The organism is Streptomyces cylindrosporus (genome assembly GCF_022698165.1).
Lineage (GTDB): Bacteria > Actinomycetota > Actinomycetes > Streptomycetales > Streptomycetaceae > Streptomyces > Streptomyces cylindrosporus.
Window position 1 is genome coordinate 257,985 of the sequence record NZ_JALDAY010000007.1, and the last position, 14,604, is coordinate 272,588.

The 14,604-nt window shown below is 71.7% G+C and carries 16 protein-coding genes; 11 read left to right on the plus strand and 5 right to left on the minus strand.

Annotated features, from left to right (window positions below):
* Positions 1–378, plus strand: a complete 378-nt coding sequence (locus MQP27_RS23810; protein WP_242767376.1) for an STAS domain-containing protein — start codon at positions 1–3, stop codon at positions 376–378.
* 136 nt (positions 379–514) lie between these two features.
* Here the strand turns inward: MQP27_RS23810 and MQP27_RS23815 are convergent, their stop codons facing one another.
* A complete protein-coding gene (locus tag MQP27_RS23815; protein ID WP_242767378.1) occupies positions 515–946 on the minus strand; it encodes a protease inhibitor in 432 nt (143 codons plus the stop codon).
* A 323-nt stretch (positions 947–1,269) separates the two neighbouring features.
* Between MQP27_RS23815 and abmR the strand changes: the two genes are divergently transcribed.
* The 5 genes from abmR (at position 1,270) to MQP27_RS23840 (ending at position 6,589) form a co-directional block, all read left to right on the plus strand.
* Positions 1,270–1,821, plus strand: a complete 552-nt coding sequence (abmR, locus tag MQP27_RS23820) for an ATP-binding transcription factor AbmR (protein WP_242767379.1) — start codon at positions 1,270–1,272, stop codon at positions 1,819–1,821.
* 193 nt (positions 1,822–2,014) lie between these two features.
* A complete protein-coding gene (locus tag MQP27_RS23825) occupies positions 2,015–3,610 on the plus strand; it encodes a purine-cytosine permease family protein (RefSeq protein ID WP_242767380.1) in 1,596 nt (531 codons plus the stop codon).
* A gap of 40 nt (positions 3,611–3,650) precedes the next feature.
* Positions 3,651–4,343, plus strand: coding sequence for an alpha/beta fold hydrolase (locus tag MQP27_RS23830; protein ID WP_242767382.1), 693 nt, complete (start codon positions 3,651–3,653; stop codon positions 4,341–4,343).
* Between the two features lie 99 nt (positions 4,344–4,442).
* A complete protein-coding gene (locus MQP27_RS23835; RefSeq protein WP_242767383.1) occupies positions 4,443–5,612 on the plus strand; it encodes a lactate 2-monooxygenase in 1,170 nt (389 codons plus the stop codon).
* Positions 5,609–6,589 (plus strand): 2-hydroxyacid dehydrogenase, encoded by a 981-nt coding sequence (locus MQP27_RS23840; RefSeq protein ID WP_242767385.1) that lies wholly within the window; start codon positions 5,609–5,611, stop codon positions 6,587–6,589. Before MQP27_RS23835 ends, MQP27_RS23840 begins: the two co-directional genes overlap by 4 nt.
* A 9-nt stretch (positions 6,590–6,598) precedes the next feature.
* Here MQP27_RS23840 and MQP27_RS23845 read toward each other — a convergent pair whose 3' ends face one another.
* The 3 genes from MQP27_RS23845 to MQP27_RS23855 form a co-directional block, all read right to left on the minus strand.
* Positions 6,599–8,212, minus strand: coding sequence for an RICIN domain-containing protein (locus MQP27_RS23845; RefSeq protein ID WP_242767386.1), 1,614 nt, complete (start codon positions 8,210–8,212; stop codon positions 6,599–6,601).
* A gap of 484 nt (positions 8,213–8,696) precedes the next feature.
* Entirely contained in the window at positions 8,697–9,074 is a 378-nt protein-coding gene (locus tag MQP27_RS23850; RefSeq protein ID WP_242767387.1) for a toxin Doc, read from the minus strand.
* 3 nt (positions 9,075–9,077) lie between these two features.
* Entirely contained in the window at positions 9,078–9,323 is a 246-nt protein-coding gene (locus tag MQP27_RS23855; RefSeq protein WP_242767388.1) for a hypothetical protein, read from the minus strand.
* 146 nt (positions 9,324–9,469) lie between these two features.
* Here MQP27_RS23855 and MQP27_RS23860 point away from each other — a divergent pair, with 146 nt between their 5' ends.
* The gene (locus tag MQP27_RS23860; protein ID WP_242767390.1) at positions 9,470–9,985 is read left to right on the plus strand and encodes a methylated-DNA--[protein]-cysteine S-methyltransferase; all 516 of its coding nucleotides are present in this window, start codon (positions 9,470–9,472) and stop codon (positions 9,983–9,985) included.
* Positions 9,982–10,701, plus strand: a complete 720-nt coding sequence (locus MQP27_RS23865) for a 2OG-Fe(II) oxygenase (RefSeq protein WP_242767391.1) — start codon at positions 9,982–9,984, stop codon at positions 10,699–10,701. Before MQP27_RS23860 ends, MQP27_RS23865 begins: the two co-directional genes overlap by 4 nt.
* 80 nt (positions 10,702–10,781) lie before the next feature.
* On the opposite strand, the gene MQP27_RS23870 is transcribed toward MQP27_RS23865, so the two are convergent.
* A complete protein-coding gene (locus MQP27_RS23870; RefSeq protein ID WP_242767392.1) occupies positions 10,782–11,393 on the minus strand; it encodes a hemerythrin domain-containing protein in 612 nt (203 codons plus the stop codon).
* Positions 11,394–11,580: 187 nt separating this feature from the next.
* On the opposite strand from MQP27_RS23870, the gene sigJ reads away from it, so the two are divergent.
* The 3 genes from sigJ to MQP27_RS23885 all read left to right on the plus strand — a co-directional run bounded on the left by sigJ (position 11,581) and on the right by MQP27_RS23885 (position 14,600).
* Positions 11,581–12,501, plus strand: a complete 921-nt coding sequence (sigJ, locus tag MQP27_RS23875; protein WP_242767393.1) for an RNA polymerase sigma factor SigJ — start codon at positions 11,581–11,583, stop codon at positions 12,499–12,501.
* Complete coding sequence (gene qcrB, locus MQP27_RS23880) at positions 12,498–14,018, plus strand: cytochrome bc1 complex cytochrome b subunit (RefSeq protein WP_242767394.1); 1,521 nt, start codon at positions 12,498–12,500, stop codon at positions 14,016–14,018. Before sigJ ends, qcrB begins: the two co-directional genes overlap by 4 nt.
* 81 nt (positions 14,019–14,099) lie before the next feature.
* Positions 14,100–14,600, plus strand: coding sequence for a hypothetical protein (locus MQP27_RS23885; RefSeq protein WP_242767395.1), 501 nt, complete (start codon positions 14,100–14,102; stop codon positions 14,598–14,600).
* Positions 14,601–14,604 lie beyond the last annotated feature (4 nt).

The following is a 14,604-nucleotide window of genomic DNA, read 5'->3' on the forward strand; positions in this document are numbered from 1 at the left end:
ATGACGCCCGACGCGGACGACCGCGCCTCCGAAGCCCCCGCGGCGAACGCCCACGCCCGGACCCGGACCGACGGCCGGTTCACCGTGGTCGAGGTCTCGGGTGAGATCGACCTGGCGACCGCGGAGTTCCTGACCGAGCATCTGGACGCCGCGACCGCTCGGCCGCGGCCGGACGTGCTGGTCGACCTGCGGCACGTGGAGTTCTTCGACTGCTCGGGCCTGCGGGTGCTGTGCCGGGCCGAGAACCGGGCCAGGGAGCGCGACGGCCGGCTGCGGCTCGTCTCCGACCGGCCGGGCATCCGCCGGCTGCTCGCCGGCGCGGGACTGCTGGGACGGTTTCCGCCCCTCCCCGACGTCCCCGGGGAGGGGCGGGACTGATCCCAGAGGCCGGCGGGCGGCCCCACTCCGCCCGCCGGCCCCCGGTGCGAGATCGCCGGTGTCCCCGCGACAGGGCCTCGCACTCCCCATCCGCGGGCCGCCGAGTGTGCACGGGGGACCGTGCGATCCCGGTCCCTCAGAACGTGAAGACGCTGGTCCCGTAGGTGTTCTTCACGCACTCGTTGGCGAAGGTGCGCTCGAAGGAGACGCGCTTGCCCTGCCAGACCCCGTCGACGGTGACGACGACCGGGTCGTACTCCTTGGTGCACAGCACGTCGGGTCTGGTCGCCAGGGCGTCGAGGCCGCCGGCGGCGCGCAGTTCGGCGCAGGCGAGGGCGGCGGCCGGGTGGGTGCCGGAGGGCGTCGGAGCGCAGTTCAGGGTGACGGCGCGCTGCGGCGTGGTGGCGGCGGCGCTCTCGCCGTGGCCGGTGGTGAGCACCAGGGCCGAGGGGGCGTAGAGCGAGGCCGGCGCGGCGGCCGGGGCGGCGAGGGCGGTTCCTGTGAGCGGTGCGCAGACGGCGGTGGCCGTGAGGGTCAGGGTCGCTGCCCAGCGTGCGGTGTTCCGCATTGTGTGCATCCTTCCGCTGGATTCGAGGGTGTGCCGGACCGTTCGGGTTGGTGCCGGACCGGCGAGCGCGAGTCTGCCGAGTCCGCGCCGGAAACACACCTCGACCCCACGCGTTTCAGTAACATTGCGTATTGAATCAGTGGCTCGAAGTTACGGAATCCGACCGGTCGAACCCCGGAACTGAGCGGTTCTTGATCGCCCGAAGCAGCCAAGTGGCCGGTTCCCACCGCTTCGTTAATAGGCCTGAAACATTCCGGTTGAGCTCTCGGCGGACTCCGCCGCACCCCCTTGTGTTCATGGATCGGTCGAGTAATCGTCATTACATGATTACGACAGAGCAGCAGGAGAAACTGCGCGGCTGGTTCACCGGCCGTCTGCCCGACGACCTCTTCGAGGAGTTGGCCGAGCTCACGGTCGACCGCGAGGAGATCACGGTGATCGGCCGCATCCCGGAGCCCCGGCTCGCCGAGGACGCCTCGGCCGCCGAGCGGGGGGCCGCGCTCAAGGCGCGGATCGAGGAGTTCCGGGAGCGCACCCGGGAGGCACGGATCGAGGTGGCCCGGGAGGCCGAGCACCGGTTCCGGCGCAAGGTGTCCTGGGGTGTGGAGTGCGGCGGGGAGCGCGCGATGTTCACGCACATCGCCGCGCCGGTCATGACCCGGTTGCGCCAGCCCGAGCGGCAGGTCCTCGACACCCTGATCGCGGGCGGGGTCGCCCGCAGCCGCAGCGACGCACTCGCCTGGTGCGTACGCCTGGTCCAGCGCCACACCGACGACTGGCTGACCGAGCTGCGGGAGTCCCTCGAACAGGTCCAGCGAGTACGGGCGCAGGGGCCGGACGCCGAACCGGAGGACGCCGCACCGGACGACGAGTGATGGAGGAATCGCACACCTCGGGCCCGAAAGATGGATGAACCGTCCTCTGGTGCGGCTCTTGCCCTCGCCCGTACGGTCGGCAGACCCCCATGAGGACGGCCACCCTGCCCGCCGCACACCCCGCGAAGGCGACCGGCCGGCCACTCCGCCGCGCCACCAAGCGCTCCACCGCCCCGCCCCCGCTGGAGCCCCCATGACCTCGCAGTCCCCCGACTCCCCCGTCACGCCGCCACCGTCCCTCACCGAGGTCGAGGCGCACGGCGTCGAGCGCATCCCCGACGCGGACCGCACCGCGACCCCGCTCGACCTGTTCCGGCTCGCGTTCGGCGGCGCCAACACGTTCTCCACGTGTGTCCTCGGCGCCTTCCCGATCCTGTTCGGCCTCTCCTTCTGGCAGGGCCTGGCGGCCACGCTCCTCGGCGTGGTCGCGGGTGCGGTGATCCTGTGCCCGATGGCGGTGTTCGGCCCGGTCAACGGCACCAACAACGCCGTGTCCTCCTCCGCGCACCTGGGCGTGCACGGGCGCGTGGTCGGCTCGTTCCTGTCCCTCCTCACCGCCATCGCGTTCTTCTCGATCTCGGTGTGGAGCTCCGGTGACGCCCTGGTGGGCGGCGCGCACCGGCTGTTCGGCCTGGAGCGCAGCAATCTGTCGTACGTCGTCGCGTACGCGCTGTTCGCCGGTCTGGTGCTCGCGGTGTGCGTGTACGGCTTCCGGTTCATGCTGTTCGTCAACAAGGTCGCGGTGGCCTCGGCGACGGTGCTCTTCCTGCTCGGCGCGATCGCCTTCGCCGGGGACTTCGACCCGTCGTACGCCGGTGTCTTCACCGACTCGGCGGACGCGGCGACCAAGTCGCTGTTCTGGCCGTCGTTCATCGGCGCGGCGCTCATCGTGCTGTCCAACCCGGTGTCGTTCGGCGCGTTCCTCGGCGACTGGTCGCGCTACATCCCGGCGAGCACCCCGCGCCGCCGGGTGGTCGGTGCCGCGTTCCTGTCCCAGATCGCCACACTGATCCCGTTCGTCTTCGGCCTGGCCACCGCGAGCATCATCGCCACGCGGGCACCGAAGTACGTCGACCCGGCGGCGCCCGACTTCGTGGGCGGGCTGCTGGCGATCTCCCCGGCCTGGTACTTCCTGCCGGTGTGCCTGCTCGCCCTGATCGGCGGCATGTCGACGGGCACGACCGCGCTGTACGGCACCGGGCTCGACTTCTCGTCCGTCTTCCCCCGGCTGTCGCGGGTGCAGGCGACGGTGCTGGTCGGCGTCCTGTCGATCGCGTTCATCTTCATCGGCCGCTTCGGGCTCGACCTCGTGCAGTCCATCTCCACCTTCGCCACGATGATCATCACCTGCACCACGCCGTGGATGGTCGTGATGATGCTGGGCTTCTTCACCCGGCGCGGCTGGTACGACCCGGACGCCCTGCAGGTCTTCAACCGCCGCCAGCGCGGCGGCCGTTACTGGTTCGCGCACGGCTGGAACTGGCGGGGCATGACCGCCTGGTGGGTCTCCGCGCTCGTCGGCGTGCTCTTCACGAACATCCCGGGCCAGTTCGTCGGCCCGCTGGGCGACCTGGCGAACGGCGTCGACATCAGCCTGCCGCTGTCGCTGGTGATGGCCGCGGTCCTGTACCTCTCGATGCTGCGGCTGTTCCCCGAGCCGCGCGCGGCGTACGGGCCCGAGGGCGCGCGGCTGGCCCGGACCGTGGAGGTCCCGGTGCCGCCGATCACGGGCCCCGGCGCGGAGTCCGAGGGCGTCTCGGCCACGGCGTCCGCGGCCCAGGGCAGCTGATCGCGGGGCGTTGTCAGTGGCCCCCGCTACCTTGGGCGGCATGACGAACTTCGTGCTGGTGGCAGGGGCCTGGCTCGGCGGTTGGGCCTGGGACGAGACGGCGGGGGCACTGCGGGAGGCGGGGCACGCGGCGCATCCGCTCACGCTCTCCGGGCTCGCCGAGAGACGGGGCGAGCCCGCCGGGCAGCAGACCCATGTCCAGGACATCGTCGACGAGGTCGAGCGGCTGGACCTGCGGGACGTCGTCCTCGTCGGCCACAGCTACTCGGGGGTGCCGGTCGGGCAGGCGGCCGGGCGGATCGGGGAGCGCTTGGCGCGGGTCGTGTTCGTGGACGCCATGGTCCCGGTCGACGGCGAGTCGGCCCTCTCGGGCTGGCCCAGTGACGAGGTGCGGGAGGCGATCGCCGAGAGTGGCTTCTGGCCGCCGCTCACCGCGCCCGAATTCGCGGGGCAGGGCCTGACGGACGAGCAGATCGCACGGATCGTCGACGGCTCGACCCCGCACCCCGGAGCCACGGCGACCGAACCGGCCGTACTGACAAGCCCGTTGAGCGAGCTCCCCGGCACGTACGTCAAGTGCCTCCTGGACGGCGACGAGCCCTGGGGTGCCGCCGCCGAGCTGCTCAAGAGCGACAGGTGGGAGCTGGTGAACCTGGACACCGGGCACTGGCCGATGTTCTCGCGGCCGGCCGAACTCGCCCGGATCCTCCACGAGTCCGTCTCCGGCCCCTGACCAGGATCCGCAGGCCCACCCCGGTGGACGGCCCAGCGCCTACTCGTCAGTATCGTCGGGGTGCAGCGCGTTCTCAGCGACGAGAGGCGGGACCTTCCGATGGCCAAGCACTGGGCGGACTTCCAGTACGAGATCTATCTCAACGGGATGTCGGGCGCGGTGCCCCGGCTGCCCACCGATCTGACCCGGCTGGAGGAGCTGACCGAGCAGCGGCTCGGTCCGGGTCCCGTCGGCTATGTGGCGGGCAGCGCGGGCAACGGCAGCACCGCGCGGGCCAACCGGGCCGCCCTCGACCGGCGCCGGATCGTGCCGCGCATGCTGCGGGACGTGCACGAGCGGGACCTGTCGGTCGAGGTGCTGGGCCGCGCCCTGCCCGCCCCGCTGGCGCTGGCGCCGGTCGGTGTGCTGTCGATCATGCACCCCGGTGCCGAGCCGGCCGCCGCCCGGGCCGCCGCGGCGCAGGGGGTGCCGTACATCCTGTCCTCCGCCTCCAGCACGCCGATGGAGCAGGTCGCGGAGGCCATGGGGGACGCCGAGCGCTGGTTCCAGCTGTACTGGCCCAAGGACATCGAGGTGGCCCGCAGCTTCCTGAACCGGGCGAAGGCGGCCGGGTTCACCGCCCTGTTCGTCACCCTCGACACTCCGCTGCTGTCCTGGCGCCCCCGCGACCTCGACCAGGCCTACCTGCCCTTCCTGCACGGCGTGGGCACCGCCAACTACTTCTCCGACCCGGCCTTCCAGGCGGCCCTCGCCAAGCCCGTGGCCGAGGATGCGAACGCGGCCGTGCTGCACTTCATCGGCATGTTCTCGGACCCCGCCAAGACCTGGCCGGACCTCGAGTTCCTGCGGGAGAACTGGGACGGCCCGATCGTCCTCAAGGGCGTCCTGCACCCGGACGACGCCCGGCTGGCCGCCGACGCCGGCATGGACGGTGTGGTCGTCTCCAACCACGGCGGGCGCCAGGTGGCCGGTTCCGTCGCGGCCGCCGACGCGCTGCCGCGGGTGGCCGAGGCGGTCGGCGACCGGCTCACCGTCCTCTTCGACAGCGGCGTCCGCACCGGCGACGACGTCTTCAAGGCCCTCGCGCTCGGCGCCCGGGCGGTGCTGCTCGGACGGCCGTACGTCTACGGGCTCGGCCTCGACGGAGAGGCGGGCGTCGAGCACGTGATCCGCTGTCTGCTCGCCGAGTTCGACCTCACCCTCGCCCTGTCCGGACACGCCACGCCCACCACGATCGGCTCGGCCGACCTCATCGAGGAATCCGCATGACCACCGCCCCGAAGAACGTCCTCGCCGTGATCGCCCCGCACGTCGGCGGCCGCACCGCGGGCGCCGGACTCGCCACGCTGTTCCCGGGCGAGGCGAACGTCACGGTGGTGGAGGCGACCGACGAGCAGCCGTCGGCCCTGCGCGAGGCGCACGTCGTCATCACCGCACTCGCCCCGGTGACCGCCGAACACCTCGCCGCCGCACCGGACCTGCGGCTCGTTCAGTGCGCGAGCCACGGCTTCGACTACGTCGACCTCGACGCGGCGCGCGCCCGCGGAGTGCGGGTGGCCAACATCGGCTCCAGCGGCGCCGAGTCGCAGAACGTGGCCGAGCAGACCTTCGCGCTGATGCTCGCCCTGGCCAAGCAGCTGATCCCCGCGCACACCGCGCTGGTGGAGGCCGACTGGGCGCTCCCCCGCCTCCAGCGCTCCCTGACCGAGCTGTCCGGCAAGACCCTCGGCATCGTCGGTCTGGGCAACATCGGGCAGGAAGTCGCCCGCCGCGCGGTCGCGTTCGACATGAGCATCGTCTACGCGGGCCGCCGACGGCTGCCGCAGGAGACGGAGGCCCGCCTCGGCGGCGCCCGCCACGTCCCCCTCGACGAACTCCTGCGCACCGCCGACTACGTCACCCTGCACGCGCCCCTCACCGACGAGACCCGCAATCTCCTCAACGCCGAGCGCCTGGCCCTGCTGAAGCCGACGGCGTTCGTGATCAACACCGCCCGCGGTGCTCTGGTCGACCAGGACGCCCTCGCCGACGCCCTGGAGAAGGGCGCCCTGGCCGGAGCGGGCGTCGACGTCTTCGACCCCGAACCCCCCACCCCGGCCCTGCGCCTCCTCAAGGCCCCGGGCGTGGTCCTCTCCCCCCACGTCGGGGGCGTCACCCGCGAGACACTCATCCGCATCGCCCTGGCCGCCGTACAGAACGTGACGGACTTCCTCACGGGCGGACAGCCGAAAGACGTCGTGGGCTAGCCCGGATCCCTACGCCGTCCCGTCGTCCAGACGTACCGGTCGTACCGTGGGTCTCTCGGTGCCGGTGATCGACAGCGACCCGGGACTGGCCGTCGCCGACGGGTCGGCCAGCCAGTGTTGGGCGTCGGTGCCGTCGCGGACCTTGACGACGATGTCGGCGTCCGGCGAGTCGGTGGTGGCGGCCAGTGCGAGCTGTTCGTCCCAGCGCGGCAGCAGTTCACCCCGCACGGTGATGTCGTAGCGCACGTCGTCGCCCCGCTTGTCCTTCTCGGCGGCGCACCTGCCGAGCACCACCACGCCGGCGTCCACGTGCGAGTCCAGGCACAGCGCGGGATCCGCCGCGCTGCGCAGCAGGCCGTCGGTCTCGTACGACCACTGCTGGGTGGGCGCGGACGAACAGGCCGCCAGCTCGGTCCCGGCCCCGGCCTTCACCTCGCCGGTGATGTCGAGGCAGAGGTCGGCGGCGGCGTTGCGGAGCCTGGACTTGCCGGGGGCCGTGGGGAGTTGGGCCGTCGTACCGGGCGAGGAGTCGGCGCCCGCACCCGGCGCCGTACCGTCACTGGCGCTGTTCGAGGCGGCCGGGTCGACGCCGTCGTCGTGGGACCACAGCCCGGCGACGGCCACCGTGGCGATCAGGCCGGCGGAGGCGACGCCCACCCCGGTCAGCAGCGCCCGTGAGTTGCGCAGTGAGCCCGGCGTGCGGCGGCCCGGCAGCGGAATGCGGGGCAGCATCCGCGGGCGACCGCCGCCGTGCCGGCCGGAGCCGCGCGGCAGCCGCGGCGACTGGCCCGAGCGCCCCGGGCGGGACTCCAGATAGCGGCGCGCGCCCCAGCCGAGTACCGACTCGGCGAGCAGTACTCCCAACCCGCCCTCGAAATGACTCAGCTGTTCGGCGGCGAAACGGCAGTAGCGGCACTCGCTCAGATGTTGCTGGACATCGGGCAGCAGCGCTCCGCCCCGGCGAATGGGAACGTCGAGGAGACGGTTGTAGAACCGGCAATCCTTCGTCGGCGCGAGTTCTCGGTGGGCATGTACACAACCTTCGCGGAATTTTTCACGCGCCTGTTCGAGCGCCACCGACGCGGTGTCGGTGTCCATACCGAGCAGACCGGCGGGTATCGATATCGGCTCGGCCTCCACCTCGGTGTGCCACAGCAAACACCGGGCGAGTCCGGGGAGCGCCTGGAATGAACGCTCGGCCAGCTTGCGGTTTTCGGGCGTCATGGACTTCGTGGTACGCATCCCTCGTCCGCCGGAGGGTTTCTGCAGTTCCGGCAGAACGGTCGATATTCGTTCCTCGGCGGACCACACCCGGACGGTTTCGCGCACGGCCACCAGAAGCCGGGGCCGCAGCGCGAGGGCGGCCTCGCCCAGCGCCAGCCGGTCGAGGACCTGATGGAAGGCGGCCGAGGTCACCATGGAGGCGAGTTCGGAGGAGGCGGCGACACAGATGGCCGCGTAGTCGCGGGCCGCCTCCCAGTGCCGCGTCATCAGCAGCGCGACGGATTGGGAGACCTCGCCGTCCGGGCGGCCTCTCAGCCGGGCGGCGACGTTCTCGTCGGATTCGCCGGGCACCCCGCCGGCGGGCGGGTAAGGGGGACGAGGGGGGTGGGGGGTGGGCACTGAGCGGATTCCTTCCCACGCGCATTGGGACACAAGGGAGTTGTGACCGCCGAAAAGGCCCCCTGGTTGGTGCACACCTCTTGGACGGCCGGGCGCGAGGAGCGTGAATTCGGCTGCACCATTCCCCCCGCACGGCTGGTTCACCCTTGCACAACACACTCATGACCAACAAGGCACTTGAGCAACATCCGCCTCTTTGAAAGAAAGTCAGATACGGCGGCAACTCGCCTCACCCGCACGAGCTTTCCTCTTTCCATGCGCCCCGTGTGAAACAGGCGCACGCGCCGGCGCGACGCGCACGCTCCCGGCGCGCACCACCCCGTAGTGCACTGGAGTCGGCCCTTCTCGAAAAGGCCCCGCGCAGGAAGGCGGCTCTCCTGCGCCGAACGGGCCGCCGACCTTGTTCCTCCCGCCCTCGGTCGGCGGCCCCGGGGGGCGGGTCGGCGCGCTGCGGGCGGCGGCACCGAACGCGCGCCGACACCCCTCAGATCTGCCAGGAGCGCAGCCGGTCGGCCGCGCCGTACACGTCGACCTTCCCGTCGATCAGGTCACGGGCCAGGTCGACGAGGGCGCCGTAGGGCGGGTCGATGCCCGCGCCGCTGACGAACATGTACGCCACGGCGGTCGCGCAGGCGAAGCGGGCGTTGGCCGCGGGCAGCGGCTTGAGCAGGGCGAGGGTGTGCAGCAGGGCGGCGGCCCGCCAGGCCGGGTCGGAGTCCACGCCCAGGCGGGGCGGGTCGACGCGGTGGCGGGCGACGGCGGCGACCAGCGCGGAGAAGTCGTTGACCGTGGGCTGGTCGGGCAGGACCTCTTCGTGGCGCTGGAGCAGCCAGGGCACGTCGATGTGGATGACGGGTGCCATCGGTCAGGCGACCCGCCCCTCGCTCGCGCCCGCTGGTTCGTCGTCCGGGAAGGCGGCCGCGAACTCGTCGGCGTGCGCGGCGAAGAAGCGGCGGAACTCCTCCGCGCCCTCCTGCAGCGCCCGGTGCCGGGCGATGTCCGCCGCGGCGGCCTCCCGCACGAGCGCCTTCATCGACGTACCGCGTTCCTTGGCGATCTGGCGCAGGTCCTCTAGTTCGCGATCGCTGAACTCCACATTCAGAGCTGGCATGCCTTCACGGTACCGCCGGGGTACTTACTCGTAAATACTCCCTGCTCAGGGTGGTTGTGCTGTGGTACCTTACGGCGCCCGACCCGGCCGAGGTGCACGTCCGAATCCCGCCGGTCGCGGGCCGCGGCGCGCAGCAGACTGAAGCCATGACGACACACACGACGTACACGGCGTACACGACGATCGACAGTCCGGTGGGCGAGCTGCTCCTCGTCGGCGACGGCACCGCCCTCGTCTCGCTGTCCCTGCCGGGGCAGCGCAACGCGCCCGTCGTCGGTGCCGGGTGGCGGCGCGACGACGGGGCCTTCGGCGAGGCCGCCCGGCAGCTGGCCGACTACTTCGCGGGTCGGCTCACCCGCTTCGAGCTGGACCTCGCGCCCGTGGGCACGGAGTTCCAGCAGCGGGTGTGGCGGGCGCTCGACGACATCCCGTACGGCGGCACGACGACGTACGGCGAACTCGCCGCGCGGCTCGGTGTGCCGCGCGACGAGATCCGGGCCGTGGGTGCCGCGGTCGGCGCCAACCCGCTGCTGCTCGTCCGCCCCTGCCACCGCGTGATCGGCGCCGACGGCTCGATGCGCGGGTACGCGGGCGGCGTGGAGACCAAGGTGCGGCTGCTCACGCACGAGGGTGCGCTGCAGCCCATGCTGGAGCTGTCATGACCCCCACCCTGACGCAGGCCCGCCGGCGCGTCGCCGAGACCGACTGGGCGGCGCTCGCCACCGAGCTCGACGCGCTCGGCAGCGCGCCGACCGGGCGGCTGTTGACACCCGCCGAGTGCCGTGACCTGGCCGCGCTGTACGACAAGCCGGAGCTGTTCCGTACGACGGTCGACATGGCGCGGCACCGGTTCGGCTCCGGCGAGTACCGCTACTTCACCCATGAGCTGCCTGGTCCGGTGGCCGCCCTGCGCGCCGCGTTGTACCCGCGGCTGCTGCCGATCGCGCGGGACTGGGCGGCCCGGCTCGGCCGTCCGGCGCCCTGGCCGGACTCCCTGGAGGAGTGGCTGGAGCGCTGCCACGCGGCCGGGCAGGACCGGTCGGCGCAGATCCTGCTGCGCTACACCGAGGGCGACTGGAACGCGCTGCACCGGGACGTGTTCGGCGAGCTGGTCTTCCCGCTCCAGGTGGTGGTCGGCCTCGACGAGTACGGCGGTGACTACACGGGCGGCGAGTTCCTGATGGTCGAGCAGCGTGCGCGGGCCCAGTCCCGGGGTACCGCGACCGCACTCCGGCAGGGCCACGGGCTGGTCTTCACGACCCGGGACCGGCCGGTGCGGACGGTGCGCGGCTGGTCGGCTGGGGGCATGCGGCATGGGGTGAGTACGGTGCGCTCTGGCCATCGGCGCTCGCTGGGGCTCGTTTTCCATGATGCGTGACGCTGGAAGAGTGGTGATGGATCTGCGGGCCGGTGGGGGCTGGTCGCGCAGTTCCCCGCGCCCCTTTGGGGCGCTGCTGCTCAGGTGGCTCCCCAGAACCCTTGGCGTCTGTAACTTCCCTCCCAGAACAGGCGGTTGAGGATCCGTACCGGTGGTGGCATGGCTGCCAGGAACGCGGATCGGTCGGGTGCCGGGGCGCCGTCCACGATCCACGGTACGAACACCGCGGCTCCGCGCAGGCCCTGGACCTCGCGCATGCGGCCGGTGAAGGCTGCCCAGTCCGCGGCCGTCAGGACGTCCTGCATCAGCGGCAGCGCGGCGTCCTCCTCGTGCTTGAGGTGGTCGTCGAGGGTGGCCGTCAACGCCCGTACCAGATCGGGCAGTTCTGGCGTCCGCTCGGCCAGCGCGGTGTCGACCGCGGCCAGCAGCGGGTCGATGCGGGAGTGCTCGGCCTCCATGTCGTCGAGCAGGGCCAGGTCGCGCGGGCGGCCGGCGAGGCGTTGTCGGGTGCGCGGCCACAGGTCGCTGTCCTCGGCGGTGTGGTGGATGTGCAGCTGGTGCTTGAAGTTCTCCCATCCCGCGCGGACCCCGGGAGTGTGCGCCCGGCCGTCGTCGACGGCCCGCGCGAGGCGCTCCAGGTCCCGGCGGAAGGCGTCATGGGCGGCGTACATGGCGGTGAAGTCGATGCTCATCGGTCTGCTACCTCGATCGCGATGTCGGAGTGACTGCTCCGGACTCGCGTTCAAGAGGGCCGGGCGGCCGGCGAGTGTGACACGGGGCGAGCGCCGTGAGAGCTAGGTCACATACAGGCCGTTCCTTGTCACATTCGGACCCCCCTGTCCCCTCCCAGTTGTGAGCGCGACAGCGGGGAGGCCACACATGTCCGAGAGCCGGGCGACCGACGAGGCGACCGATGTCTTCCTGGACCATCGGGAGCTGTTGTTCAGCCTCGTCTACAACATGCTGGGCAGCGTCGCCGACACCGAGGACGTGCTGCAGGACACCTGGCTGTCCTGGTCGGCCCGGGGCACCGACGGCATCGCCAATCCGCGGGCCTATCTGGTCCGTATCGCCGTCAACCACGCCCTCCAGCGCCGGGCCACGATCAGCCGCCGCCGGGAGACCTACGTCGGCCCGTGGCTGCCGGAGCCGCTGGTCGCCGACGACCGGACGGCGGAGGAACCGGCCCTGCGCACCGAGTCCGTGTCACTGGCGATGCTGGTGGTGCTGGAGTCGCTGACCCCGCTGGAACGGGCGGTGTTCGTCCTCAACGAGGTGTTCGGCTATCCGCACACCGAGATCGCGGACATCATCGACCGCAAGCCGGCGGCGGTACGGCAGCTCGCGCACCGCGCCCGGGACCATGTGCACGCCCGGCGGCCGCTGTACCGGGCGCATCCGCGGGTGCGGCGGGAGGCGACCGAGCGGTTCGTGCGGGCCGCGCTCGGCGGGGACATCGGCGAGCTGATGGAGATCCTCGCGCCGGACGTCACGGTGTGGTCGGACGGCGGCGGCAGGCGCCGGGCGGCGGGGCTGCGCCCGGTGCACGGCCGGGACAAGGTGGTCCGTCTGATCACCTCGTTCACCACCCGGCGCGACCGGCAGCACTTCGACCTGAGCTACCGCCGGGTCAACGGCGACGACGCCGCCGTGCTGTTCCAGGGCGACTCCCCGTACGCCGTCATGGTCATGGACCTCACCCCCGAGGGCGACCGGGTCAGCGGCGTCTACATCGTCACCAACCCCGACAAGCTCACGCATGTGCACAAGAGCGCCGAGGACACCGAGGAGGCGGAGTGAGCACCACCACCGAGACCCCCGGCAGGGCAGCCGACCCCGGCCGGGGCGAGCGCGTCGCCGACTGGCTGGACGGCCGCCTCGGCATCCACACGCTGGGCCGCAAGTACCTGCGCAAGGTCTTCCCGGACCACTGGTCCTTCCTGCTGGGCGAGATCTGCCTGTACAGCTTCGTCGTCCTGGTCCTGACCGGCATCTACCTCACCCTGTTCTTCCATCCGTCGATGAACGAGGTGACGTACCACGGCAGTTACGTCCCGCTGAACGGCGTGCGGATGTCCGAGGCGTACGCCTCCACCCTGGACATCAGCTTCGACGTGCGCGGCGGGCTGCTGATCCGGCAGCTGCACCACTGGGCGGCGCTGGTCTTCGTGGCCGCGATGCTCACGCACATGATGCGGCACTTCTTCACGGGGTCGTTCCGCAAGCCGCGCGAGGTGAACTGGCTGTTCGGCTGGACGCTGCTCTTCCTCGGCCTGTTCGAGGGCCTGTTCGGCTACTCGCTGCCGGACGACCTGCTGTCGGGCACGGGCCTGCGTTTCGTCAACGGCGCGCTGCTGTCGGTGCCGATCGTGGGGACGTATCTCTCGATGTTCCTGTTCGGCGGCGAGTTCCCGGGCCATGACATCGTGGCCCGCTTCTATTCGCTGCACATCCTGCTGATCCCCGGCATCATGGCGGCGCTCGTCCTGGCGCACCTCATCCTGGTCGTCTACCACAAGCACACCCAGTTCGCGGGCCCCGGGCGGACCGAACGGAACGTCGTCGGCACCCCGTTCATGCCGGTGTACCTGGCGAAGGCGGGCGGTTTCTTCTTCCTGGTCTTCGGCGCCCTGTCGATCGTCGCCGCGGTGGCGACGATCAACCCGGTCTGGGTGTACGGCCCCTTCCGCCCCGACCAGGTCTCCACGGGCGCGCAGCCCGACTGGTACCTGGGCTTCGCGGAGGGCCTGGTCCGGGTGATGCCGGGCTGGGAGATCAACCTGTGGGGCCACACCCTCGTCCTCGGGGTGCTGATCCCGGTCGTGGTCTTCCCGCTGCTCCTGGTGTTCATCGGCGTCTACCCGTTCCTGGAGGCGCGGGTCACCGGCGACAGGCGCGAGCACCATCTCCTGGACCGGCCGCGCAACCGCCCGGTCCGCACGGCGATCGGCGCGGCCTGGATCAGCCTCTACCTGATCCTCCTCGCGGGCGGCGGCAACGACATCGTGGCGACCCGGCTGCATCTGTCCATCAACACGGTCACCTGGACGGTCCGGGTCGCGCTGTTCGTCCTCCCGGCCGTCGTCTTCGTCGTCACCCGCCGCATCTGCCTGGGTCTCCAACTCCGGGACCGGGAGCTGGTGTTGCACGGCCGGGAGACGGGCGTGATCAAGCGGCTGCCGCACGGCGAGTACGTCGAGGTGCACCAGCCGCTGACACAGGCCGAACTGCACACCCTCACCGCGCACGAGCGGCCCCGGGAACTCGTGGAGCACCGGCCCGACGAGGCGGAGGAGCGGGAGACGGTGCAACCGTGACCGCCGCCAGGACTGTCTCACACACCGACACCCGGGTGACGCAGTGCCGTTCACCCGCCGGCACCGTCGTGGGAGGCACCGATGGCCATGGTCGGCCTGTTCTGGATCACCGAGGACTGCGTGTACGTCGGGGCCGAGGCGGTCGGCGCGGCGTCCGGGGTCAGGCTGACGGAGGCCGGCGTCGAGACCGTCGGCCTCGATCACGGCTCCTCGTGGGGCTGGGAGAAGGTACGGCGGATCGAGGCCGCCGACGTGGCCGTGCGCTCCGCCGCGCGGCGGCTGGCGTCCCTGGCGCTGGACTCGGTGGTCGTGCTGGTGAGCGGTGACGGCGTACTGCCGCCGGCCTTCACCGTACGGGTGGAGACCGCCGACGCGGCCGAGGAGGTGAGCGTCTTCTCCCCCGCCGTCGGCGGCATCTACACGCCGCTCGAGTACGACCTCTCCCGCGCCGTCCTGGAGCGGCTCACCGACGATGTGTCGAGGGTCGGTGAGCTGCTCGCCTGGGGCCGTGCCCACGCCGCGGACGGCACCCCGCGCCGCGAGGAGCGCGAGGAGCTGCTGCGGGAGTGGGCCGGAGCCTGAGGAT